Origin of the sequence: Sterolibacterium denitrificans (assembly GCF_900174485.1) — a bacterium.
GTDB lineage: Bacteria > Pseudomonadota > Gammaproteobacteria > Burkholderiales > Rhodocyclaceae > Sterolibacterium > Sterolibacterium denitrificans.
Genome location: NZ_LT837803.1, coordinates 2,421,907 through 2,447,256, shown reverse-complemented (window position 1 = coordinate 2,447,256; position 25,350 = coordinate 2,421,907). Strand labels below are relative to the sequence as shown.

Below are 25,350 nucleotides of genomic sequence, written 5' to 3'. Positions count from 1 at the left end.
TTGCGGTGCTTGCGGGCCGGGGATCAAAAGAGTTCGATTTTCGGTGGTGCCTTGGCGGCTGCGGCCTCGGTGGCTTCGGCTTCGGTTGGCGGCGCGCCGAGCGCGTTGCGGTGCGATTCGCGCTGCGAAGTCATGACGTAGCGCTCGAACATCTGTTCCAGTTGCTGGGCCAGCGGCGCGAAGGCCGGATCCATGCCTTCGGCCCTGCCGGATTCGAGATGTTCGGCAAGCGCGGCGGCATGGCCGTCGAGCTGGTTCAGGGCGGCAATGATCTGTTCGATCTGCTGGCGCACCATGTCCTGGAACTGCACGCTGGCCAGGGTATCCATGAACATCGAGGTCAACTGGCTGCTGCTGCTGCCGATTTTCTGCATGGCATTGCTGCCGTGATCCGACAGGGCCTGGTAGCTGTTGCCCAGATTGTCGAGCTGGCTGACGAAGCCCAGCAGGGTGGTTTTCTCGGCCTCGATGCGATCGATCGACAGCTTGTCCTCGAAATGCGCGTGGGTCGATTGGTTGACGGCGTCGATGCCCAGGCTGATCTTGGAGACGGCCTCATCGGTGGCGGTGGACAGCTTGCGCACTTCGTCGGCGACGACGGCAAAGCCGCGCCCGACCTCGCCGGCCCGCGCCGCTTCGATGGCCGCATTCAGGGCCAGCAGGTTGGTTTGTCCGGAGATGTTGCGGACGAGCTGAACCAGGCCGTCGAGCGACTGAATTTCCTTGACGACCTGCTCGATCCGCGAGCGCTCGGTCTCGGTGGTGTCGAGGCGCTGCTTGATGTACGAATCGATGGTGGACAGCATTTCCTGGTTGTGGTCGATGCAGGCTTCGGAGTTTGCCTGCAGCTTGTCCGAGGCATTGGCGGTCGAGGCGACGAAGGCGTTCAGGTCGCTGACCACGCCGTCGATGGTTTGCAGGCGGCTGGCGATGTCGAAGGCGGCCTTTTCGGTTTCGCTGATGATGAGTTCGAGCTGCCTGCGCAGCACCTGGTTGAAGTCGGCGATCTGGCGCAGCTCGGCGGAAATCTGCCGGACCGAAGCGTTGCGTTCCTCCTCGCGCAGGGCTAATTCGCGCAGCAGTTTCTGCATGCCGAACTCCTGGTCGCCGTAGTACAGCCAGGCGACCAGGCGCTGGGCGGCGAAGGCCATGGTGATCATCAGAATGGCGCCGAAGACATCCGTCATTGGCGACGAAATGCCGAGAAACTCGGGAAGCCAGGTATGGAACCAGTCGTTGAGGAAATACACGACGATGGCGCATCCCGTGACGACGGTCAGATAGACCGCGAGCAGATTGCGTATCAGCTTCTTGTCCGACATGGCTCAGCGGATGACCAGTTTGATGGTGTTCAGCAGTTCGTCCGCGGTTGCCGGCTTGACCAGCCAGCCCGAGGCGCCGGCGGCCTTGGCTTCCATGCGCTTGTCCTGCTGGGATTCGGTGGTCAGGAAGAGGATGGGCATGAACTTGTAGCTGGGCAGCTTGCGGACTTCCTTGATGAAGTCGATGCCGTTCATGCCGGGCATGTTGAGGTCGGTGATGAGCAGGTCGATTTTCGCGCCGCCGGCGAAGACCTTCAGGCCGTCGGCCGCATTGCTGGCTTTTTCGACGGCATAGCCGGCCTTGCTCAGGATGCTGGAAATCGACAGCAGGATGGTGGCCGAATCGTCCACCAACAGGATGGTTTTCACTGCGTACTCCTTGCAGACATGGGGTGGTTGGCCCGGCTTGGCGGGTTGGGCTGGGTCATTGCAGCAGGGTTTCGCCACGACAAAAGTATGGCATAAGTTTTATATCTAAAATATTTATGTTTGAGATTTTCGGTTGCTCAGCCATTCATTGAAGCGATCCGCCGTGAGCGGCTTGGAAAAGTAGTAACCCTGGCCGATCTGGCACCCCATGCCGTGCAGTTCCTGCAGTTGTTCGGTGGTTTCGATGCCTTCGGCCACGACGCTCAGTTCCAGGTTGCCGGCCATGGAAATGATGGTCGAGGTGATGGCGCGATCGTCCTGGTCGTCGATGATGCCGTCGACGAAGCTGCGGTCGATCTTCAGCTCGTGCAGGGGGAAGCGCTTCAGGTGGGAAAGTGAGGAGAAGCCGGTGCCGAAATCGTCGATGCTGGTGCGGAAGCCGAGTTCTTCCAGTTCCTGCAGCATGGTCATGGTGTTGTCGATGTCTTCCATGGCGCCCTCGGTGATTTCCAGGCACAGGCGCCGGGGATCGACTTCGGCATCCTGGATGATGCTGTGCAGGCGGATGACCATGTTCGGGTCGAGGAAGTGGCGGGCGGAGATGTTGACGCTGACCGTGAATGGCGACAGGCCGTTTCTGTCCCAGACCTTGATCTGGCGGCAGGCTTCCTTCACCACCCATTCGCCGATGGTGATGATCAGGCGGGTTTCCTCGGCGATCGGGATGAAGTCCAGCGGCGGTATGGTCTTGCCGCCATGCCGCCAGCGGATCAGCGCCTCGACGCCGATCAGGGTATGGCTGCCAAGGTCGATCTGCGGCTGGTATTCGAGGAAGAATTCGTTTCTCTCGATGGCGTGCCGCAGGCTGCGTTCGATCTCCAGGCGCTTGCGCGAGCGCTCGGCCATGTCCTCGCTGAAGAGCTGGATGTTGTTCTTGCCCTTTTCCTTGGCGCGGTACATGGCGTTGTCGGCATAGCGCAGCAGGTCGGAAGGCTCGGTGGCGTCGTCGGGATAGAAGCTGATGCCGATGCTGGCCGCCGTGAAGCATTCCTGGCCGCCGACCCGGTAGATTTCCGACAGGCGCGCGAGGATGCGTTCGGCGGTGTGGATGACGGCATCCCGCTCGCAGTCTTCCAGGATCATGACGAATTCGTCGCCGCCCATGCGCGCCACGGTGTCTTCGCAACGCACGCAGTCCTTGAGGCGTTCTGCCGTCTGCAGCAGCAGGTTGTCGCCCAGCGTATGGCCGAAGGTTTCATTCACCAGCTTGAAGTTGTCGATGTCGACGAACATCAGCGCCAGGCGATGGCCGCTGCGCTCCGCGCGGTTGACGGCCTGGCGCAGCCGGTCGTTGAGCAGGGTGCGGTTGGGCAGGTGGGTCAGGTCGTCGTGGGTGCCGAGAAACTCCACGCGTTCTTCGGAATTCTTGACCAGGCTGATGTCGCGGAAGACGCTGATGTAGCTGGCCAGATTGCCTGCGCCGTCCCGGATGACGCGCACCGACAGCCACTTCAGATAGAGTTCGCCATTCTTGCGGCGGTTCCAGACTTCGCCTTCCCAGCGGCCGTGTTCGAGCAGTTTCCGCTGCATGGCCTCGAAGAAGGCGGCATCGTGCCGCTCGGCGTGCATCAGGCGCGGCGTCTGGTTCAGCAGCTCCTCGCGGGTGTAGCCGGTCATGGCAATGAAGGCTTCATTGACGGCAAGGATGCGGTTTTGCGGACTGGTGACGACGATGCCTTCGGTAATCGTGTCGAACACGCCGGCTGCCAGATGCATCTGTTCCTCGGCGTGGCGTTTGGTCGTGATGTCCTGCAGATAGCCGTGCCACAGCGTGGTGCCATCGGCCTGCTGGACGGGGCGCAGGAAGCCTTCGACCCAGATTTCGCCTTTTTGCGGGTGATTGACGCGGAAGCCGGTGTTCCAGATGCTTCCGTAATTCATGGCCTGCTGGGTGGTGTCGAGCACATGGGGCATGTCGTCGGCGTGGATCCGGGCGAAGGCGGCGCTGGCATCCTCGCGCACCTCCTCGGGGGAGAGGCCGAAGATTTCGCCGAGACTGGCGCTGGCGTAGGGAAAGCAGGGCAGCCCGCTGGCGTTGCGGCGGTAGGTGCAGATGGTGCCGGGAACCAGGGCGGCAAGATTGACGAACTGTTCCTGGATGGCGAGTTTTTCCTGCAGCGCTTCTTCGATCTGCTTGCTGCGGGTGATGTCGTGTTCGAGGCCGAAGATGCCGATCATGCGGTCCTGTTCATCCTGCAGCGGCCCCTTGGTGCTGTGGAAGATGCGCCTGCCGCCGGGGGTGTCGATCGCGGTCTCGAAGTCGATGACCTTGCCCTGGGCCAGTACCTGCTGATCCTGGGCCGCGAGCTGCGCGCGGGTTTCCGCGGAAAACATCACGCCGTCGCTCTGCTCGAGGGTGGCGTCGGCCGCCTGCCCCAGATAGCGCTTGCCGGCCGCGTTCATGAAGCGGTAGCGCCCCTGCAGATCCTTGACGTAGATGGCGTCCTTGCTGCCCTCGACGATGGCGCTGAGAAGGCGGCGATTGGCCAGATACCTGTCGAAATAGATCTGCAGCGCCTTCACCACCAGGCTGAGAAGGACGATGTTGAAGGCGAACACCAGGTTGGACAGCACGTTGCCGGAGGCGAATTCGAAAGTGAATACGCCGTAGGGCGGCATGTAGAAGCAGGTGCCGATGCTCATGCCGATGGCGGCGGCCAGCAGCCCCGGGCCGATGCCGGTCAGGATGAGGGTCAGCGCGGCGGCGCTGAAGAAGGTGAGCAGCGGCAGGCCGACGCTGGACGGGCCGACGAACTCGCGGCCGAGATAGGCCAGGGCGACCGTGGCCAGGGCAAAGCCGTAGCGCAGCGCCAGCGCCTGCGGGGTGGTTTTGTGGTGAGGCAGCTTTTCAACCAACCGGATCAGCCAGTTGGGCGCGGGTTTGTGCATTGAGTACATGCCGACTCCATGACTGTCTGGCCGGAAGTGGCCGGTGTTTGCGCTGTTTGGATCCTGACGATCTGGCGGATGGAACTTTCCGCGTATTCATCTCATGCCAGTCCGGGACGGGTCACGAGTGGAATCGGATACAGATTCGGATCAGGATGCTGCTTTATGGATTTCGCGTATCGCAAAAGCAAGCGCGTGACGAATAATCGTCAAAACCTGGCTTCAGGTCAGTCGGCGAGCACTGAAAATGTTGTAAGGGGGGGGGGGGGGGTAGGAAAATACTTACATCTTTGGTTATAAATAGCGATCCGCGGGGGCTTGTTCGCTCGACAGGTACTGTTCGAGGTTGGGCAGGTCGGGGCTGATGTTCTGCCGGATGGCGTAGCGGATCAGGTCGGCGTTGTTGTCGATATCGAGCTTTTGCATCAGCCGCAGCTTGTAGGTGCTGACGGTTTTCGGGCTCAGGTTCAGCTGGTTGGCGATGTCGTTGATCTTGTGGCCGGCGATGAGCAGCTTGAGGATCTGGAATTCGCGTTCGGAGAGCAGCTCGTGCGGCGGAACGTCGGTATCCCCGGCGGCATCCGGAAACATCATGGTTTCGACCAGCGCCGGATCGACGAAGCGTCCTCCCCTGGCCACTTTGCGGATGGCCGTCAGCAGCACTTCGGGGTGCACGTCCTTGGTGAGATAGCCGGCGGCACCCGCCTTGATGGCATGGCGGACGATCTGCTTTTCGTTGCTCATCGAAAGTATCAGTATCGGCAAGCCTGGATGTTCGTTGCGCAGACGCTGGAGCAGCTCGATGCCGTTCATGCCCGGCATGGTCAGGTCGAGCAGCAGCAGATCGGCGGTGTGCTCATGGCACAGCTTGAGAACCTGGGTGCTGGTGGCGGCTTCGGCGATGACGCGGAGGTCGTGGGTGGCGGCGATGATCTGCTTGATGCCACCGCGCAGCAGGGCGTGATCGTCGGCAATCAGGATGCGAATGGTCATGGCGATACTGAATGTTCGGGATGTGCGGAGTGTGCGGGATGTACGGAATGCGCGGGAAATCCGGGAGGCGTGGATGGCGTGGAAACGGTCAAGGGAAGCTCGATGTCGATGCGCGTGCCCTGGCCGGGCGTGCTGCTCAGGTGGAATCGCCCATCCAGCATGCTGATGCGTTCCTGCATGCCGAGCAGACCGAAGTTCTTGCGTCCGGCGGCAACCTGATTCACATCGAAACCGCGGCCGTTGTCGTTGACGGTCAGCCGCAGTATCCCATGATCTTGATTCAGCCGGATGTTGACCCGGCTGGCGTCGGCATGCCGGGCGACGTTGGTCAGCGATTCCTGGGCAATGCGGAAGATGGCCGTGGCCGTGGGTTCGTCGAGGCGGGGTTCCTGGTCCGGGCCGCTGTAGTTGCAGGTCAGCCCGGTGTTGCGGGCAAAATCCGCCGCCAGCCATTCCAGGGCGCCGGCGATGCCCAGGTCGAGGGCCGCCGGGCGCAGGTTGCTGGTCATGTTGCGGATCATGCTGATGATGCGTTCGACGAGGACGCGCATTTCCTCGGTTTTATCCACCAGGTCGGGCAGGGTGTCGAACTGCACTTGCAGCAGCGAGATGTGCATCTTCAGCAGGGTGAGCATCTGGCCGAATTCATCATGCAGTTCGCGCGCCATGTGCTTGCGCTCGGTTTCGCGGATGCTGTCGTTGTGACGCGCCAGTTCGTGCAATTGTTCGCGTGATTCGAGCAACTGGGCTTCGATGGCCTTGCGCGTGGAGAGGTCGTTGATCGTCGTGCGGGACATCAGGAAGTTGCCCTTGCGGTCGCGTATCGAGCTGGCGTTGATGAGTACCGGCAGGATGCTGCCATCCTTGCGGATCATTTCGAGTTCGAGATCCTGGATTTCCTTTCCCCCGATCTGCCTGGGAAAGTTGTGCTGAAAGATGCGCAGGCTGGCCGGCGTCAGAATCTGGCGGACGTTCATCTTGCCGATGACTTCCTCGCGCTGGTAGCCGAGCATGTTCAGTTCGGTCTGGTTGATGCGCCGGATGATGCCGTTCTTGTCCAGCGAGTGATAGCCGCAGGGGGCGTTCTGATAGAGGTCGTCGTACTCGGCAAGCAGGTGGTTCAGATGCAGCTCCCGCTGCTTGTGCCGGGTCAGCCAGTAGGCGCAGGCGGCAAGGAGCAGGCAGCACAACAGGGCCATGCTGCCGATCAGGATGCGCAGGTCATGCAGGACTTCGGTGCGGTCGATCTTGGCGGCGAGCATCCAGGGCGTTCCGGCCACGGGCAGGACGTAGGCCAGGCTGGCAATGCCGCGATAGTCATTGCCTTCGAAAAAGCCTTCGCCACGGATCAGTGCCTGGCTGCCGATCAGTGCGTTGTCCGCCAGCGGGCGTTGCGTATGCAGGGCCGAGTTCGGGAGATGGCGCAGGGGGTTCAGATAGATGACGTGCTCGCCAGCGCGATGCAGGAGGATGGTTTCAGCCGAGGGGCTGCTGCCCGGCCAGATTTGCAGCAGGGGATAGAGCCTGTATTCCGGGCGCGTCCGCATATGGATGACGGTGGCGGTGGCAGTGGAGTTGCGGTCGAGGTCGAGATTGTCTTCGGTGCCGCGCAGCGGAATGAAATAACCCGTTTCGATGGGCGGGCGGGCTCGTCCCTGGACGGCAGGGGCGTTGGCGAAATGCAGCGGTTCGAAAACGATCTTGCCGCTGCTTGCCGCCTGGCGTGCCAGGCGCTGGGCCGCCGGCGAGTCGGCCATGGTGCCGGCGGCCAGCAGCAGTTCGCCCGCGCTGTCGCGCAGCGCGATGCTGCGGGGTTCGGCCAGCGTGTCGGAAATGCTCAGGTGGTCGATCAAGCGCTGTTTGAGCGACTCGTCGCGTTGCCCACCCGCAAGCCAGGTCTGCAGGTCGTGTAGAAAATCCGGGGCCGCCATCATGTGCGCGATGTCGCTCTGGTCGGTGAGCCAGTGCTCGATCTGGCTGGTCTTGAGCCGGGCGATGGCGCGCAAGTCGCTGGCCGCGTTCTTGTAGATGATGTTTCGGGTCGTGCCATAGCCATACAGCCCCAGTCCCAGCACGGCGAGCGAGAGAATCAGGCAGGGCAGCAGGACGGCCGAGAGGAAATCGCGCCATGTGAGACGCACACGGTCGGGGGAGAAGATGGAGTTGTGCATGACTGGCAGTGGTTGCCTGGGCCGGCGATGCGGCTCAGCAGGCGGAAGGACGGAAGGGACGGGCTGCCGCCATCGACTCAAGCCGGGACATCGGGTTCGAGCAGGCGTTCGAGCAGGGCGATGCGATCCTTCAGTTGCAGTTTGCGTTTCTTCAGGCGCTGCAGGAGCATTTCATCCTTGCCGGGTTTTTCCGTGAGCTGTGCGATCGCCTCGTCGAGATCACGATGCTCGACGATCAGAACCTGCAGGCGGGTACGCAGGTATTCGGGATCCTGGTGAGATAGCATGGGCCGAATGTTATGCAAGGATGCAGGACTTGGCAACGCGTTGCTGCGTTCGCGCGCCGGTGTGGACGGTATTACACGGCGGACAGGGCTTGCTGGCAGAGCAGATGTGCGGGCAGGCAGCGGCTCTGCTGCAGCATGGCGGTCGCTTCGGTCGTCGGCAGGGGTTTGCTGAAGTAGTAGCCCTGGATGATGTCGCACTGGTTGGCGATCAGCAGGCTCAACTGATCTTCGGTTTCGACGCCTTCGGCAACCACCTTGAGATTGAAGCTGTGGGCCAGGGTGATGATGGCCTTGGCGATCGAGACATCGTTGGCATCGGCGGCCAGATCGCGGACGAAGGCGCGGTCGATCTTCAGCGTGTCGAGCGGGAAACGCTTGAGATAGGCCAGGCTGGAGTAGCCGGTGCCGAAGTCATCGACGGAAATCGAGACGCCGGTTGCCTTGAGCTGGCGCAGGGTCGAGATGATGCCTTCGGCATCTTTCATCAACTGGCTTTCGGTCAGTTCCAGTTCCAGGTGTTCGGCGGGTAGTCCGCTGGCTGCGAGCGCTTCGCGCACGGTCGCGCAGAGGTGCTGGCCGACCTGCTTGCCGGAAACGTTGACGGCGATGTTCAGCTTGCCGAGACCGGCTTCCTGCCAGGTCCGGGCCTGGGCGCTGGCGGTATGGAGTACCCAGGCGCCCACCGGAACGATGAGGCCGGTTTCTTCCAGCAGCGGGATGAATTCGAGCGGCGATACCATGCCGCGCAGCGGATGCTGCCAGCGCAGCAGGGCTTCAAAGCCGACGATCCTGCCCGTCCGGCAACTGACCTTGGGCTGGTAGTAAAGCAGGAATTCCTCGTTGTCGAGGGCGTAGCGCAGGTCGCGCTCCAGCTTCATCATCTCCATCGCATTGGCGTTCATTTCCGCGGTGAAGAACTGGAAGTTGTTGCGCCCCGCTTCCTTGGCGCGATACATCGCCGTGTCGGCATTGCGCTGCAGCACGTCGGGATCGTCGGAATCGTTGGGGAACAGGGTGATGCCGATGCTGGCCGTGACGAACAGATCGTGGCCTTCGATCGAATAGGGCGCGCTCAGCGATTCGATGATGCGTTCGGCAACCTGGGCGCTGTCCTGCTGTTCGGCCAGCTCGGGCAGGATCAGGGCGAATTCGTCGCCGCCGAAGCGGCTGACGGTGTCGCTGTCGCGCACGCAGTCCTTGATCCGGCTGGCGACTTCGAGCAGCAGCAGATCGCCGATCTGGTGGCCGAGCGATTCGTTGATGCCCTTGAAACGGTCGAGATCAATGAAGCAGACGGCCAGGTTGCTGCGGTTGCGCCTGGCCATGGTCAGCGCCGTGGCCAGACGGTCGCGGAACAGCAGGCGGTTGGGCAGCATGGTCAGGCTGTCGTAGTGGGAGAGTTCCAGCAGGCGCTGCTCGGCGAGCATGGTTTCGGTGATCTCGACATGCATGACGACTGCGCCGCGCTTTTCCTGGGTGTGCAACGGGGCGACCGTGTTGCGGAACCAGCGTTGCTGGCCGTCGACCTTGCTGGGATAAATCCGGCCGACGGTTTCATAGCCGCCGGCAAGCAGCCCCCGTATCGCGGCGACCATCTCTTCGAGGTCGCGCTGCTTCTCACCTTGTTGCCGCTGCGCCAGTTGTTCGCAGGTATCCAGGTAATCGGCCCCGATGGCGTATTGGCTCATGCCTTTTTGCGTGACGGAGTTTTCCCAGGAGGCATTGGTTTCGATGATGCGGCCGGCGCCGTCGAGCAGGGCGATGTCGGCCGGCAGCGCATCGAGGATGAGCCGCTGCACTTCGGCACGGTGACGCTGTTCGGCAAGCGCTGCGCGCAGCTCGTTGCGCTGTTCGATGAAGCCGGTGATGTCGCTGGCCACGCCGCCGATGCTTTGCATCCGGTTGCTGGTGTCGTGGATCGGGAAGGTGCTCAGATGCAGCCAGCGGATGCCGCCGTCCGGCCGGATGACGCGGAATTCCTCGTCCAGTCCGCCCTGCTTCGCCGTGTCGCGCGCGTGTTTCATCCGCGCCTGGTCGTCGGGATGGATGTGCCGCAGCCAGTCCTTGCGATCGTCCAGCAGATCCTGGACGCGGCGTCCCCAGATGCGCTCGTAGGCCGTGCTGACGAAGCTCATGCGCCAGGTGTCGAGATCGAACACCCAGACGCATTCGGGGATGGCTTCGGCCAGGCGGCGAAAGCGCGAGACGGCAAGGAGCTGCGCTTCCATGGCCTGCTTGGCGACTTCGCGCGCCTGCTGGCGCTGGCGCCGCGCCTCGGCAGCCAGCAGTTCGCGCTGGATGGTGGGGATCAGGCGTTTCAGGTCGTGCCGGGTTTCGATGAAGTCGTTGGCGCCGGCCCGCATGGCGGCAAGGGCAAGCGTTTCCTCGATCTGCTCGGCAATGATGATGAAGGGCAGTTCCGGCGCCTGTTCCCGGACGATCCGCAGCGCGGCGAAGAGATCCAGTTGCGTCGGCGGGTGGCTGGCCAGCACGAGATCCCAGTGATTGCCGGGCAATGCCTGTTCGAGTTCGGGCAGCGTCTGGATGCAGACGGCTTCGGGCGCGAAACCGTTTTGCGCCAGGATGGCCAGCAATTGCCGGGCGGTTTCATCGGCGGCCGCGGCGATGAGGAGCTTGAGCCGGATGGCGGTGTCATCCGATGCGTTTTCCGGCGCTGGAACAGGGGGGAGCCGATTCTGGCGATCTACCATGATGGCAAGGAAAGGGCGGCGTAGGTGTGTCCGGGCGTCCGTATCGGGCAGGCGAAGCAAGCGGTGGGGAAGGTCGACATGGCGTGAGGCTGATTGAGCATAATACAGGATACCCGGCGGCGGATTTTTTCCGTGCTTCTCGCGCGTTTTTGCGCGCTCCGCATGGTTTGCGCATGCCGCATGCGCCGCGCCGGGATGATTGCTTTTTCATGCTTGACTTGATGGCAAGATCGCTCGATGACACGGAAAATCGGCCGCTTTGAAGTTCTGCACGAGCTGGGGCGGGGTGCCCAGAGCGTGGTTTATCTTTGCAATGATCCTCACCTGCAGCGCGAGGTCGCGATCAAGACCCTGCATTTTTCCGAGGCCGATCCACGCCTCAATGCGCATCTGCTGGCCGAGGCGCGCACGGTCGGCAAGCTGCGCCATGCCAACATCGTGCCGATCTTCGAGGCCGGCGAGGAAGAGGGCGATCCCTATCTGGTCTTCGAGTACGTGGCCGGCGAGAGCCTGGCGCAGGTGCTGCAACGCGAGCCGATCGAGCCGCTGCAGGCAGCCGGGATCGCGGCGGATATCCTCGGTGCGCTGGCCGAAGCCCATGCCCAGGGCATCATTCACCGCGATCTGAAGCCTTCCAACATCATCATCGACGGCAAGGGCGTGCCGCGCGTCATGGATTTCGGCATCGCCGTGCGCATCAGTGATGGGGCGAACGGGGGGAACGGGGGGAACGGGGCGAACGGTTTGGCGCTGCAAGTCGATGGCCTGATGGGCACGCCGCCTTATCTGGCGCCGGAATATGTCCGGGAGCGCGTCGTCAGCGCGCAGACCGACATCCATGCCATGGGCCTGGTCCTGCTCGAAATGCTGACGGGACGCCGGACGCGCCAGGCTACCGATCTGCAGGCCATGCTGCAGCTCATCGCGAGTGAGCCGGTGCAGTTGCCGAAGGACGCCGGCATCGATGAGCGTCTGGCGGCCATCATCCTCAAGGCGGTTGCCCAGGAGCCGGCCTTGCGTTACCAGACGGCGGAACAGATGCGTGCCGCGCTGCGCGACTATCTCGCGCCGCCGTTGAGCGAAACCGGGGACGGCGCAGCGGCGGCGGAATTCCTCCTGCGCAAGATGCGCCACAAGTCGGATTTTCCAGTGCTGTCCGAATCGGTACAGGCAATCAACCGGCTGACGGATTCCGACAAGGACAGCATCAACAAGCTCTCCAACGCCGTGCTCAAGGATTACGCGCTGACGGCGAAGCTTCTGAAGATCGTCAATTCGCCGGTGTATCGCCAGGCGGGAGGCGGCAGCATCAGCACGGTTTCGCGCGCCGTGATCGTGCTCGGCTTCGATGCGATACGCAACATCGCCCTGTCGGTGATGATGTTCGAGCATCTGCAGAACAAGGCGAACGCCACGCAGATCAAGGAAGCCTTCCTGCGCGCCAATCTTTCCGGGCTGCTGGGGCGCGACATCGGCAAGAAGCTGGCGCCGCGCGAGGCCGAGGAGTTGTTCATCTGTTCGATGTTTCATGGCCTCGGCCGTCTCCTGGCGCAGTATTACTTCCCCGAGGAAGTCGAGGACATGCGGCGTCTGATGGCGCAAAGAAATTGCAGCGACGAGGCGGCCGTCCAGCAAGTGCTGGGAACATCCTTCGAAGCGCTCGGCGTGGCGGTGGCGCAGAAATGGGGTTTCCCGCCGGCCATCGTCAAAAGCATGCGGCGCATGCCGGCAGGCGCGTCGAAAAAACCAGCGACGCGCGAAGACACTCTGCAGACGGTGGCCAATTTTTCCAACGAACTGTGCGACAGTATCGCCAACACCCCGGCGGTTGAACGTGGCAGGGTGGTGCAGCAAGTGGCCGAGCGCTATGCGGCCGCCATCCGTTTTCCGGATGAGCAGCTCAAGCTCCTGGTACAGCAGGCGCTCGCGGAACTGGAGCAGATTGCGACAGGGCTGCGCGTCAATCTGAAACAGAGTCCGTTCGTCCAGCAGGCGCGTAGCTGGAGCGGCGGCGCGGTTGCGGCAGCGAGTGCAACTGCGGCTGCGGGCGCGGCGGAGGGCAGCCGGCGCGCGATGCCTGGATTTGCGGAGGTGGATACTGATCTGGCGCAGACGGTATTGACCGAGGCCGGGACGGTGCTGCAGACCGCGCCCGGGATGCAGGATCGCGCGAGCGCGCGTGGTGCGAATGGTGTGGGTGGTGAAAATGGTGCGCTGACGGCAGACGCGCTGGAGTCCGCCGAGTTCGCCGAGTCCGGCGCCGGCGGCATGGCGGCAGCGCCTGGCCGCGAGGTTGCGGCCAGCGATGTGCAGGCGATGCTGACTGCCGGGATACAGGACATCAGCAATTCCCTGGTCGATGATTTTTCGCTGAACGACATTCTGCGCATCATTCTCGAAACCATGTATCGGGCGATGGGCTTCGAGCGGGTGCTGCTCTGCCTGCGCGACGTGAAAACCGGCAGCATGGTCGGCCGCTTCGGCTTCGGTCCCGATACCGGGGAGATCGCCAGGAAATTCCGCTTTTCCCTGAAGGAAATGTCCGACGTGTTCAGTGTGGCCGCGCTCAAGGGCGTCGATCTGCTGATTACCGACATCAACGATCCCAAGATCGGCGAACGGATTCCGCAATGGCATCGCCAGCATGTGCTGGCGGAAACCTTCGTGCTGTTTCCGCTGGTGCTGAAGGATGCGCCGGTGGCGATGATTTATTGCGACAAACGCAAGGCGGGCGACATCGTGATTTCGCCCAGCGAACTCACCTTGCTGAAAACCCTGCGCAACCAGGCCGTGCTGGCGATCAAGCAGGCGAGCTGAACGGGCTGGAAGGGAGGCGGCATGAACAAGGCTTTCGTCAGGGAAGATGCCGGCGAGGAAGGCGAGAACCTGCCGGCCGGTGCGCCCAGCCTGCCGGCCGGCAGCGTCAATTACATGACGCCGGCGGGGCATCGCCGGCTGCGCGAGGAGTTCGAGCAGCTCGTCAAGGTCGAGCGGCCGGCCCTGGTGCAGGTGGTTTCCTGGGCGGCCGGCAATGGCGACCGCTCGGAAAACGGCGATTACATCTACGGCAAGAAACGCCTGCGCGAGATCGACTGGCGCATCCGCTACCTGAGCAAGCGCCTGGACAGCGCCGTGGTGGTCGATCCACAGGAACAGGAGAACCTGGAGCAGGTGTTCTTCGGCGCCACGGTGACCCTCATCGATCTGGCCGATGCCGGCATGAGCGAAACCACCTACCAGATCGTCGGCGTCGATGAAGCCGACGCCGGCGTCGGCCGCATCAGTTGGATCGCGCCTTTGGCGCGCGCCCTGATGAAAGCCCGGGAAGGCGACGTGGTGAGCTTCCAGAGCCCGGCCGGCCGGCGTGAGCTGGAAGTGGTGGAGATCTTTTATCGTTGAGGCTGTTGTTGCCTGCCATGCGGCGTGGCGCATGAAATTCAGCTCTTGAAATCCAGGCGGCCATCCCCATTTCGCTTGCTGCGATTTTTATCAGGAGGAACAGATGGCCGATCAAGCAGCCGCAAATAACCGCGAAACGCTGGGTTTCCAGACCGAAGTCAAACAGCTTCTGCAGTTGATGATCCACTCGCTTTACAGCAACCGCGAGATTTTCCTGCGCGAGCTGATTTCGAATGCATCGGATGCCTGCGACAAGCTGCGTTTCGAAGCGCTCAACAATGCCACATTGTTCGAGGACGATACGGAACTGAAGATCCGCATTTCCTTCGATGCCGAGGCGAAGACGCTGACGATTGCCGACAACGGCATCGGCATGAACCGCGAGGATGCGATCCAGAATCTGGGCACCATCGCCAAGTCGGGCACGCGCGAATTCTTCAGCCGGCTGTCGGGCGATCAGCAGCAGGATGCCAACCTGATCGGCCAGTTCGGCGTGGGTTTCTACTCTTCCTTCATCGTCGCCGACAAGGTCACGGTGTATAGCCGCCGCGCCGGTGAGAAGGCCGATCAGGGCGTGCTGTGGACCTGCGACATGACGGACGAGGCCAGCGGCCAGTTCACCGTCGAGGTGGTGGACAAGGCCACGCGCGGCACCGAGATCACCCTGCACCTGCGCGACGATGCCGCCGAGGGGCCGGACGGCCTGCTTTCCGGCTACAAGCTGCGTTCGCTCATCCGCAAATATTCCGACCACATCCTCCAGCCCATCGTGATGCAGAAGGAAGTCTGGGACGAGGAGGCCAAGGCGCAGAAGCCGACCGACGAGGACGAAACGGTCAATCAGGCCAGCGCCCTGTGGGCGCGTTCCAAGAGCGCGATCGAGGACGGCGAGTACGTCGAGTTCTACAAGCACGTCAGCCACGACTACAGCGAGCCGCTGACCTGGAGCCATGCCCGCGTCGAGGGGCGCTCGGAATACACCCAGCTCCTCTACATTCCCTCGCATGCGCCGTTCGATCTGTTCGACCGCAATTCGCGCCATGGCGTCAAGCTGTATGTGAAGCGCGTCTTCATCATGGATGATGCCGAGCAGTTGCTGCCGACCTATCTGCGCTTCGTGCGCGGCATCGTCGACAGCAACGACCTGCCGCTCAACGTCTCGCGCGAGATCCTGCAGGAAAGCAAGGACATCGAGGCGATCCGCTCGGGCAGCACCAAGCGCATCCTGGCGATGCTCGAAGACCTGGCCGAGAACCAGCCGGAGAAGTTCACCACCTTCTGGCGCGAATTCGGCCGCGTGCTGAAGGAGGGCATCGGCGAGGATTTCGCCAACCGCGAACGCATCGCCGCGCTGCTGCGCTTTGCCTCGACGCACAACGACACGCCGGAAGAGAATGTATCGCTGGCCGATTACATCAAGCGCATGAAGGAAGGCCAGGACAAGATTTACTACGTCACTGCCGATACCTTCAACGCGGCGAAGAACAGCCCGCATCTGGAAGTCTTCCGCAAGAAAGGCATCGAAGTGCTGCTGCTTTCCGAGCGCGTCGATGAATGGGTGGTCGGCAACCTGCCCGAGTTCGACGGCAAGCAGTTGGTGTCGGTGGCCCGTGGCGGCCTCGACCTGGGTGCGCTGGAGGACGAGGAAGAAAAGCAGGCGCAGGAAAAGGAGGCCGGCGAGTTCAAGGACTTCACCGAGAAAGTGGCCCGGTCGCTGGGCGAGCGCGTCAAGGAAGTACGCATCACCCATCGCCTGACCGACAGCCCGGCCTGCCTGGTGGCCGACGCTCACGACATCGGCGGCAACCTCGCCCGCATGCTGAAGGCCGCCGGCCAGCAGACGCCGGACACCAAGCCGATACTGGAGCTCAATCCCCATCACGCCGTGGTGCAGCGGCTGAAGAACGAGGAAGCGCGTTTCGACGACTGGGCTTCAGTGCTCTTCGATCAGGCCCTGCTTGCCGAAGGTGGCCAGCTCGACGACCCGGCCGGTTTCGTGCGCCGCATCAATCAGTTGATGCTGGAGATGCGGGGCTAAAGCCTGGATGGAAGCTGGAGCTGTGGTGCCGGGGTCGCCGGGAATCAGTGCAGCCCGTGCGCCAGCAGGCAGGCGCGCCGCTCCTTGCCGAGCTTGTCGTGGCAGGCCTTGACGGCCTGCTGGCGAAGGGCGCAGCGCGCGCTGTCCTGCACCTTGCTGCAATCCATCGGCGGCATGTGATCGTAGATGCATTGTTGCAGTTCCCGGCCGCGCTCCTGGCGGCAGGCGGCCTTGGCTTGCAGGCGCGCCATGCAGTGCGCCGGGTCATGCGCCTGGGCGCAGCGGGTCTGGGCGTCCTGCGCGTCCTGGGCGAGCGCGGCGTTACTCACCCCCACACTCAGGCCAAGGGCCAGCAAGGGAATGGCCAGCCAGCGCAGCGCGATGGATGGGGATGGGGTCATGGGTAGGGATGGGGGCATGGAGAAACGGGAAACTTCCTGGTGAAATTTTGGCGCATCCTGCCTTGCCTTGATCTCCCGAGCCGGCCGTCGCATCGCGTTGCCGCGGCGGTCAGCGGTGGTATATCCCGGTGCGTTCGGGCTGGTAGGTGACTTCCTTGATTTGTACCTTGATCAGGCCGCCTCCCGGTTTGGGCCATTCGATTTCAGCACCTTGCGACAGGCCCAGCAGGGCGCTGCCGACCGGCGCCAGGATGGAGATGGTTTTGCCCGAGTTGTCCATGTCCTTGGGATAAACCAGGGTCAACTCGAATTCTTCTCCGGTCGATTCGACGGTGAATTTCACGGTGGAATTCATCGTCACCACGGTTGGCGGTATTTCTTCCGGCTCCACGACGGTTGCCCGATCCAACTCGGCTTCCAGTTCGGCGCGCCCCACAATGCCGGTTTGCGGCAGCGAGACCAGCAAATCATCCAGTCTTTCGGCGTCAATTGATGAAATGATGATTTCGGGTCTCACATTTTTCTCCATGGGGAATTCATTGCTCCATTGCTTCATTTTCTCTGTCGCTGCATTGCAGCGCTGCGGCGGCGCGGCGTTGCGGTAGCGCGGCGTTGCCCTGATGGGGCATTCTAACCGCTTCGAGGGTCGGTTGAGCCACTTGGGATTGTAGAACCCAGGGTCTTCCCGCCGGATGAGCGACTGGCCGGTTTGCCCGGTTTTACAGGGAGTCCGGCGCCAGGTGCCCGGGTTCGGCTTTTGCATTTCCTCAATTTTCTGGAAAGTTGCTCAAATTGGGCGACTGGTGAAAACAATCCACGGCGCCAGGGCCTAACATCCGGGCCGTAGAAATTCAGGTTCGCCACCAATCCGCTCATCCTGGGCCTGGCATGGCCCACGCAATCCAGAGGAGCTTTCAGCATGCAGATTTCCAGACGTCAATTCATCGTCGGCTCGGCCGTTGCGGCGGCCGGCCTCGGCCTTTACAGCCTGCGGCCCAAGCACTACGTGCCGGCCGCGCCGCGCCCGGCGGACAAGCCCGGCATCCCGGCGAAGAAGGTCAAATACAACGACTACTCCGACATCTGGCGCGAGAAGTGGAAGTGGGACCGCGTGGTCAAGGGCACCCACACCCGCGCCAACTGCATCGGCGCCTGTTCCTGGGACGTGTATGTCAAGGACGGCATCGCCTGGCGCGAGGAGCAGGCGGCGATCTACGAACCGCATCGTCCGGACATTCCCGACTTCAACCCGCGCGGCTGCCAGAAGGGTGCCTGCTACACCCATCTGCAGGTGAATGAATCGCGCATCAAGTATCCGTTGAAGCGTGTCGGCGAGCGCGGCGAGGGTAAGTGGAAGCGCATCACCTGGGACGAGGCGCTGACCGAGATCGCCGACAAGCTGATCGACGCTGCCGTGGCCGAAGGCACCGAATCCATCATCTTCGACGACGGCACGACGAATGCCGGCTATGGCCCGGAAACCGCCGGCGACGTGCGCTTCGCCACCTCGCTGCAGACCACCAAGATCGACTCCTGGGCGGGCGTGTCGGACATGCCGATGGGTCTGGTGCAGACCTGGGGGATGTACAACTGCGAAGGCACCTCGGACGACTGGTTCCGTTCCGACTACATCGTCATCTGGGTGGGCAACCCGATCTACACGCGGATTCCGGAAGCGCACTTTCTGCATGAGGCGCGCTATCGCGGCGCCAAGCTGGTGGTGATCGCGCCCGACCTGAATCCATCAACCGTGCATGCCGATACCTGGCTCAAGATCAACCCCGAAACCGATGCGGCGCTGGGGCTGGCGGCGGCGCAGGTGATGATCACCGAGAATCTGATCAAGAAGGACTACGTTCTCGAACAGACCGACATGCCCTTCCTGGTGAGGAAGGACGACAAGCGCTTTCTGCGCGGCGCCGACATGGTCAAGGGTGGCGCCGACAACGCGGTGTACATCTGGGACGAAGCGAAACAGGCCGCCGTGGTTGCACCGGGCTGCGAAGGCGACGGCGAAGGCGGGCGCAGTCTGAAGCTGAACGGCATCAAACCGGCGCTGTCGGGCACGTTCACGGTGAAGCTGGCGAACGGCGAAAGCGTCGAAGTGCATACCGTGTTCGACATGCTGAAGGAAAAGCTGGACACGGAATACACGCCGGAACTGGCCGAGAAGGTCACCGGCATCCATCCCAACGTCATCCGCACCTTCGCGCGCGAGATGGCCGCGGCGCCGAACGCCATGATCTACTGCTCGTGGGGCGCCTGCAAGCACCATCACAGCGACCTTTACCAGCGCGCCATGGCGCTCCTGATGACCTTCACCGGCAACCAGGGCAAGCCCGGCAGCGGCGTGCGCGTGGCGGCGTGGTGGGGTGTGGACGGCATGGAAGCGATGACCGCCGGCCTGTTCAGCACCATGGACAAGATCAAGCTGATTCCCAAGGCCATCAAGGGCCTGACTCCGCGCGATTACGAAGACCTCTTCATCGACATCAGCGATCGCGAAGCCAACACGCCGATGATCGTTTTCCTCTACGTGCATGGCGGTTACAAGGAGATGTGGGACAAGCCGCATCTGCAGGATCCGGCGCTGCCGCGCAACCTGGCGGAGTACATGCGCGAGTCCATCGACAAGGGCTGGACCAAGGTATACCCGCCGGAGAACCGCAGCCCCAAGGCCTATATCTTCACCGGCTGCAACCCGCTGCGTCGCTGGCCTTCACCGCAGATTGCCAAGAAAGTGCTGTGGCCGAAGTTCGACGTGGTGGTGTCGGTGAACTTCCGCATGAGCACGTCCACGATGTTCGCCGACTATGTGCTGCCGGTGGCGGGGTATTACGAGAAGTACGGCATCAAGTACGGCCAGTCCTATGTGCCTTATCTCATCACCTCCGACAAGGCCACCGAGCCGCTGGGCGAATCGAAGTCGGACTGGGAAGTGTTCGGTCTGCTCAGCAAGACCATTGCCGAACGTGCCAAGGCGCGCAACATTCCGCCGGTGCGCGGTTTCAAGGACCGGCCGCATGATCTGACCAAGGTGTATGACATCCACACCGAAAACGGCCTGTATGACCCGACCCATCCGGAAGATCCGGTCAAGTTGCTGGATGCCATCTTCGAGGGCAGTCCCAGCCTGGGCGCCAATAGCGGCCGCGAGGCGCTGGAGATGGGGGCGGTGCCCATCATCAGCACGGGCCGTCCTTCGCTGATCTACCAGAACTACACGGATTACGATCCCAAGGACACTCACTGGCCGCATGGCGACTTCGTCACCAAGAAGACCGCCTGGCCGACGCTGACGGGGCGCCAGCAGTTCTACATCGACCACCCCTGGTTCCTCGAAGGCGGCGAGTCGCTGCCGACGCACAAGCCGCCACCGCATGCGGGCAGCAAATATCCGCTGCGCATCTACGGCGGCCATAACCGCTGGTCGATTCACGCCATCTGGCGCGACGTGAAGCTGCTGCTGCGCCTGCAGCGCGGCCAGCCGGCCTGCTGGCTGAACCCGCTGGAAGCCGAGAAGCGCGGCATCAAGGACGGCGACATGGCCCGGCTGTACAACCACCATGGCGAATTCGAGTGCATGGTCAAGGTTGCGCCGATCACCGCGCCGGGCGAAGTGATCGTCTATCACGCCTGGGAGCCGTACCAGTTCAAGAACTGGAAGGGCAACCAGGAGCCGGCGGAAGCGCCGTGGAAGGCGCTGCACCTGGCCGGCGGCTACCATCAGATCCACTACCGCATGTACTACGGCGGCCCCAGCCATGCGCCGCGCGGCGTGCCGATCGAGATCGAGAAGGTGAAGTGAGCGTGAGCCGGGCGGCGTAATGTTCAGGTGATGCTCGGGTAATGCTCAACAGAGGCACGGCATGTCGTGCCTCTGTTTGTTTTTGCCTGACGTTACCGTGTTTCCACAGTCGTTCCTGTTCCCGTTTCTGCTTCCTACGCGCTTTCGCTGAGCGTGGTAATTTCGTGGGCCCTGGTCAGCGCAGTGACGCCGTAGCGCGTGATTTGCGCCGCATCCAGGCCGCAGGCGGCGCTGTGTTGCTCCAGGGTGGTCGAGTGCGGGTCTTCGGCGGCGATGGCGAGTTCCAGGGCGCTGCGATGGATGCCGGGTTCGCCGAGCAGGGCGGCGTGGACGGCCGGCGGCAGGCGGGCCTGGTCGAGTATGTTCGGCAGCGGCTGGCCGATCAGCAGATCCAGCATGGAGAACAGGCCGAGGAGGAAGAGTTCGTCGCCGTCTTTCGGCAGTTGTCCCTGGCCGGCCAGCGCTTCGAGAAAGAAGGCGCGGGTCAGCGCCTGTTCGATCAGCATGCGCTCGCGGTAGCCCGGCGACTTGATGTCGAACAGCAGCAGCGACAGCCAGCGATAGAAGCGGCTGCGGCCGAGCACCAGCAGCGCCTTGTCCATCGCGGTGATCGGGCTTTGCAGGCCCATGGCCGACGAGTTCAGGTAGCGCAGCAGCTTGAAGCTCATCACCGGATCGCCGATCAGTTGCGGCGCAATGACGCTGAGTTCCGTGTCGCTGCGCAGCAGGTTGAGCAGCTTGATGACCAGCAGGCGATTGATGTCGCTCCTGGGCGGATGCCAGTTGTCGCGGCGGGTGATGAAATCGCCGAGGAAGTAATCGAAGCCGCCCTGGAAGCAGAGGTTGAATTCGTCGAAGCTGGCGAGTTCGTGCGCGATCAGTTGCAGTCTGGCCCGACCCGCCGGACGGGCGGCATCGAGCATCTTGATGAGCGTCTTGATTTCCAGGCCGTCGAATTCTCCGGTCTGAAACTGCACGTAATCAGCCTGGGCGGCCAGATCGAGCAGTCCCGGGTGGTCCTTGAGGTGGACTTTTTGCAGCAGCCAGCCATGGGCCAGCCCTCGTTGGCGCAGGGCATCGAGCTGCGCCTGCAGGGCGGTCGGCGCTGGCATCGCGGATGCCTCCAGGGTCAGCATCAGCACGGTGTTTTGCGCTGCCAGCCGTTCGATCAGCGGATGTCCGAGCGAAGCCGGCGAGAGATGAACGAAGGCCAGGCGATGTCCCAGCAGGCCATGGACATCCAGGGCCGTCAGGTTGCGCAGCAAGGCGTCGTCGTAGGCGCGCCGCGCCGTGGGGTCTTGCTGCAGGCGTAGCCGCAGTTGCAGCTTTGCGTGCAGGTCGAAGGCATAGCCGGCGATCCGTTCCTGGCGATCGAGGATCGGTTCGCGACAGACGAAGCCGCGCCGGGTGGGGGTATCGGATGCGTTGGATGTATCAGACGTATCTGGCGTATCAGCCGCATCGGCTGTTGCCTGCGGCGCGTCGCCAGCGTGGCTTGTCGCTCTGGGTGGCGCAGGCTCGGCTGCCGGCAGGCCGGTTTTGGGTTGGTTGCGCCTCAGCAGCCTATGGAAGAAGTTGAACATTCCCGACATTCCGAACCTTCCAGATATCCGGCATCCGCATTCCCATTGCCCTTCAGCAAGGCGTGCCTGGCGAGCGCTGGCGCATCATCTGCTCGAAGGGCTCAAAAATTGATCTCCAGTTGCGGGTGCACGGCGCGCAGGGCATGGCGGAATTCCGCCTGGATGCGCTGCAGCGCGAGTTCCGAGTCGGCCTCGAAGCGCAGTACGATCACCGGGGTGGTGTTCGAGGCGCGCACCAGGCCGAAGCCATCGGCGTATTCGGCGCGCACGCCGTCGATGCAACTGAGTTCGACCGCGCCGGGAAACAGGCGCAGGCTGTCCTCGATCAGCTTGTTTACCAGGAGGTGCGGCTCGCCTTCCTGCATCTTGATGTTGAGTTCGGGGGTGGCAATGGCATTCGGCAGGTGCTTCAGCGGCCAGTTGGCATCCTTCCAGCGCGAGACGATTTCGAGCAGGCGCGCACCGGTGTAAAGGCCGTCGTCGAAGCCGTACCAGCGTTCCTTGAAGAACATGTGGCCGCTCATTTCGCCGGCCAGCGGCGCGCCGGATTCCTTCAGCTTGGTCTTGATGATGGCATGCCCGGTCTGCCACATCAGCGGGCGTCCGCCCTGGTGGCGCACGCTGATCGCGACGTTGCGCGAGCACTTCACGTCGTAGATGATCTGCGCGCCGGGTTCGCGCGTCAGGATGTCGGCGGCGAACAGCATCAACTGGCGATCGGGGAAGATGATCTCGCCATCCTTGGTGACCACGCCGAGGCGATCGCCATCGCCATCGAAGGCCAGACCCAGCTCGGCATCGGTTGCCTTGAGGGTGCGGATCAGGTCGCGCAGGTTTTCCGGTTTCGATGGATCGGGATGATGGTTGGGGAAGTTGCCGTCGATCTCGCAGTACAGCGGAATCACCTCGCAGCCCATGCGGCGGAAGAGTTCCGGCGCGAGTTCGCCGGCCACGCCGTTGCCGCAGTCGACGACGATCTTCATCGGCCGGGTCAGCCTGACGTCGCTGGTGATGCGTTCCAGATAGGCGGCGCGCACGTCGGCTCGTTTGGTCTTGCCGGGTTTTTTGGCGGTGCGCAGATCGCCGATTTCGATGCGGCGGCGCAGCGCCTGGATCTGCTCGCCATGGAGCGTGTCGCCGCCGAGCACCATCTTCAGGCCGTTGTAGTCGGGCGGATTGTGGCTGCCGGTGACCGAGACGGCGCTGTCGGTGCCGAGCTGGAAAGCGGCGAAATAGGCCAGCGGCGTCGGCACGCAGCCGATGTCCAGCACGTCGATGCCGGCGGCGTTGAGACCTTCGGCCAGCGCGGCGGCCAGCGCCGGGCCGGAGAGGCGGCCGTCGCGGCCGATGGCGATGGTCCGCTGTTTGCGCTTCGCCGCTTCCGTGCCCAGGGCCTGGCCGATGATGCGGGCGACCTCGGGCGTCAGGGTCTTGCCGACGATGCCGCGTATGTCATAGGCCTTGAAGATTTCTGGAGCGGGGAGTTTCGTCATGGTTGCCGGGCGTATCGCGTAGATGAAGAGATGAAAGAGGAAAGGAAATGGAAGTTCGCCGCTTCGCCGCTCAGTGCAGCGTCTTGGCGATGTCTCCGTCCGGCACCGCCAGTGTCGGCGAGGCGTGATGCACCAGCAGGCGCCAGCCGACCGGGCTACGGATGAAGACGTTGGTGGCGAGTACCAGTACCGCCGGGGCGTTCTTGTCGCCGCTCAGGGCGATGGTTTCATGCACGTTGTGGATGGTCACCAGCATGCCCGGCAGCGCATGCACGTTGGCAATGCTGATGGTGAAGCGCTGGCCTTCCTCGAGGATGCGCCGCCAGGTTTCGCGGATGCTGGCGTAACCGGCGATCCTGGGGCCGTTGGGGAGGATGCAGAGCACTTCCTCGTCCTCGGCCCAGACGTTCATGAAGGCGTCCAGGTCGGCGCGGTTCATGGCATCGTACAGCGCCTGTTCGGCATCCCTGGGCGTGGCGTAGATGGGTTTTTTCAGCGGCATGGCGTCTGTCCTCAACCCCGGTCCGTGTCCGTGCGATGGATTTCATTCAATACCAGTTCGGCCTTCAGCTCTTCCATGCACTTGAAGTGGCCGAGCGGGCAGGCGCGCTTGAAGCAGGGGCTGCAATCGACATGCAGCGAGATGATGCGGGCGTGCGCCGAAAGCGGCGGCGTATAGATCGGGCTGGAGGAGCCGTACAGGGCATACAGCGGCCGTGCCAATGCGGCGGCGACGTGCATCAGTCCCGAGTCATTGCTGACCACCAGGCGCGCGCCGGCGATCAGGTCGATGGCCTGTTCCAGCGTGGTCCGGCCGCAGAGGTTGAGGGCGTGGCCCTGCGACATCTGGGCGATGCCGTCACCCAGCGTGGTGTCCTTGTTCGATCCGAGCAGCCAGACGGGAATGCCGTCGACCGCCAGCAGCCTCGCCAGCGCGGCAAAGTGGCGCGAGGGCCAGCGTTTGGCCGGGCCGAATTCGGCGCCGGGGCAGAAGATCGCCGGTGCCGCATCCAGCGGCAGTCCGAGCGCGGCGCGCACGGCGTCCTGCTGTGCGCGGGACGAGCTCAGATGAATCTGCGGCAGCGCTTGCGCGTTGGGCGCGGCGCCGGGCGCTTCGGCAAGCTGCGCGTAGCGCTGGGCGAGTTGCGGCAGGCCGTTCCTGTCGAGAATGTGGCGGCGGTTGAGCAGGCCGACGCGGGCCTCGCCGCTGTAGCCGGTACGGAGCGGAATGCCGGCAAAAAAGGGCGAGAGCGCGGATTTCCAGGAGTTGGGCAGGATGATGGCTTCGTCGTAGCGCTCGCTGCGCAGTTCGCGGCCCAGGCGCCAGCGCGCGGCGAGGTTGAATTCGCCATGGGCGAAGGGGTTGCCGAGCACCTTGCGCACTTCCGGCATGCGCGCCAGCAGCGGTGCGGTCCAGGGCGGCGCGAGGACGTCGAGCGCCAGATCCCGGTGTTTTTCGTGCAGCCGCATGAACAGCGGCTGGGCCAGGATGGTGTCGCCGATCCAGGACGGCGCGACGATCAGTATGCGCATGGGCTTCCCGTCCACGTCTCCATCCTCATCCCCATCCCCATCCCCATTTCCGGCCCCTCGTTTCCGGCTTCCGGTCTCCGGGATATCAGTGATGTCCCTTGGGCCTTTCGCCCGTGAATGCATATTCCGTGCTGCAGTAGGGGCAGGTGGCCGTGCCGGTTTTCAGCACGTCGAGAAAAACGCGCGGATGGCGCGACCACAACGGGCTGTCGGGCAAGGGGCAATGCAGCGGCAGATCGGCTGCGGTGACGTCGAGGCGGCGGGCCGCGTCCTTGATCGTGCTCATCTCATCC

18 protein-coding genes are annotated in these 25,350 nt (G+C 63.0%); 4 read left to right on the top strand and 14 right to left on the bottom strand.

Features of this window, described 5'->3' with window-relative positions; all coding sequences use genetic code 11:
• Positions 1-23: 23 nt before the first annotated feature.
• The 7 genes from SDENCHOL_RS14645 to SDENCHOL_RS10990 form a co-directional block, all read right to left on the bottom strand.
• The gene (locus SDENCHOL_RS14645) at positions 24-1,322 is read right to left on the bottom strand and encodes a methyl-accepting chemotaxis protein (RefSeq protein WP_154717224.1); all 1,299 of its coding nucleotides are present in this window, start codon (positions 1,320-1,322) and stop codon (positions 24-26) included.
• Between the two features lie 3 nt (positions 1,323-1,325).
• Positions 1,326-1,691: a response regulator gene (locus SDENCHOL_RS11015; RefSeq protein ID WP_067169552.1), complete on the bottom strand. Its 366-nt coding sequence runs from the start codon at positions 1,689-1,691 to the stop codon at positions 1,326-1,328.
• 114 nt (positions 1,692-1,805) lie between these two features.
• Positions 1,806-4,649 (bottom strand): EAL domain-containing protein, encoded by a 2,844-nt coding sequence (locus SDENCHOL_RS11010; protein WP_067169548.1) that lies wholly within the window; start codon positions 4,647-4,649, stop codon positions 1,806-1,808.
• Positions 4,650-4,934: 285 nt separating this feature from the next.
• Positions 4,935-5,633, bottom strand: a complete 699-nt coding sequence (locus SDENCHOL_RS11005) for a response regulator transcription factor (RefSeq protein ID WP_083522818.1) — start codon at positions 5,631-5,633, stop codon at positions 4,935-4,937.
• Positions 5,630-7,804: a PAS domain S-box protein gene (locus SDENCHOL_RS11000; RefSeq protein WP_154717223.1), complete on the bottom strand. Its 2,175-nt coding sequence runs from the start codon at positions 7,802-7,804 to the stop codon at positions 5,630-5,632. Before SDENCHOL_RS11000 ends, SDENCHOL_RS11005 begins: the two co-directional genes overlap by 4 nt.
• A gap of 77 nt (positions 7,805-7,881) precedes the next feature.
• Entirely contained in the window at positions 7,882-8,091 is a 210-nt protein-coding gene (locus SDENCHOL_RS10995; RefSeq protein ID WP_067169541.1) for a YdcH family protein, read from the bottom strand.
• Between the two features lie 71 nt (positions 8,092-8,162).
• Positions 8,163-10,802, bottom strand: coding sequence for an EAL domain-containing protein (locus SDENCHOL_RS10990; RefSeq protein ID WP_083522817.1), 2,640 nt, complete (start codon positions 10,800-10,802; stop codon positions 8,163-8,165).
• Between the two features lie 237 nt (positions 10,803-11,039).
• Between SDENCHOL_RS10990 and SDENCHOL_RS10985 the strand changes: the two genes are divergently transcribed.
• The 3 genes from SDENCHOL_RS10985 (at position 11,040) to htpG (ending at position 16,239) form a co-directional block, all read left to right on the top strand.
• Entirely contained in the window at positions 11,040-13,619 is a 2,580-nt protein-coding gene (locus tag SDENCHOL_RS10985; RefSeq protein WP_067169536.1) for a serine/threonine protein kinase, read from the top strand.
• A 21-nt stretch (positions 13,620-13,640) separates the two neighbouring features.
• Positions 13,641-14,201 (top strand): transcription elongation factor GreB, encoded by a 561-nt coding sequence (gene greB, locus SDENCHOL_RS10980; protein WP_067169533.1) that lies wholly within the window; start codon positions 13,641-13,643, stop codon positions 14,199-14,201.
• Between the two features lie 103 nt (positions 14,202-14,304).
• On the top strand, positions 14,305-16,239 hold the full coding sequence (gene htpG / locus SDENCHOL_RS10975; RefSeq protein ID WP_067169529.1) for a molecular chaperone HtpG: 1,935 nt from the start codon (positions 14,305-14,307) through the stop codon (positions 16,237-16,239).
• A gap of 44 nt (positions 16,240-16,283) precedes the next feature.
• On the opposite strand, the gene SDENCHOL_RS10970 is transcribed toward htpG, so the two are convergent.
• A complete protein-coding gene (locus SDENCHOL_RS10970; protein WP_067169526.1) occupies positions 16,284-16,640 on the bottom strand; it encodes a hypothetical protein in 357 nt (118 codons plus the stop codon).
• 109 nt (positions 16,641-16,749) lie between these two features.
• Positions 16,750-17,403: a nucleoside diphosphate kinase regulator gene (gene rnk, locus SDENCHOL_RS14680; RefSeq protein ID WP_330219148.1), complete on the bottom strand. Its 654-nt coding sequence runs from the start codon at positions 17,401-17,403 to the stop codon at positions 16,750-16,752.
• A gap of 156 nt (positions 17,404-17,559) precedes the next feature.
• On the opposite strand from rnk, the gene SDENCHOL_RS10960 reads away from it, so the two are divergent.
• Entirely contained in the window at positions 17,560-20,448 is a 2,889-nt protein-coding gene (locus SDENCHOL_RS10960; protein WP_154717222.1) for a molybdopterin-dependent oxidoreductase, read from the top strand.
• A gap of 134 nt (positions 20,449-20,582) precedes the next feature.
• Here the strand turns inward: SDENCHOL_RS10960 and SDENCHOL_RS10955 are convergent, their stop codons facing one another.
• The 5 genes from SDENCHOL_RS10955 to SDENCHOL_RS10935 form a co-directional block, all read right to left on the bottom strand.
• Complete coding sequence (locus tag SDENCHOL_RS10955; RefSeq protein ID WP_067169506.1) at positions 20,583-22,031, bottom strand: EAL and HDOD domain-containing protein; 1,449 nt, start codon at positions 22,029-22,031, stop codon at positions 20,583-20,585.
• 101 nt (positions 22,032-22,132) lie between these two features.
• Positions 22,133-23,524, bottom strand: coding sequence for a phosphomannomutase/phosphoglucomutase (locus SDENCHOL_RS10950; RefSeq protein WP_067169503.1), 1,392 nt, complete (start codon positions 23,522-23,524; stop codon positions 22,133-22,135).
• Positions 23,525-23,594: 70 nt separating this feature from the next.
• Positions 23,595-24,026 (bottom strand): YybH family protein, encoded by a 432-nt coding sequence (locus SDENCHOL_RS10945; RefSeq protein ID WP_067169500.1) that lies wholly within the window; start codon positions 24,024-24,026, stop codon positions 23,595-23,597.
• 11 nt (positions 24,027-24,037) lie between these two features.
• Positions 24,038-25,057 (bottom strand): lipopolysaccharide heptosyltransferase II, encoded by a 1,020-nt coding sequence (gene waaF, locus SDENCHOL_RS10940; protein ID WP_067169497.1) that lies wholly within the window; start codon positions 25,055-25,057, stop codon positions 24,038-24,040.
• An 85-nt stretch (positions 25,058-25,142) separates the two neighbouring features.
• Complete coding sequence (locus SDENCHOL_RS10935) at positions 25,143-25,343, bottom strand: zinc-finger domain-containing protein (protein ID WP_067169494.1); 201 nt, start codon at positions 25,341-25,343, stop codon at positions 25,143-25,145.
• Positions 25,344-25,350 lie beyond the last annotated feature (7 nt).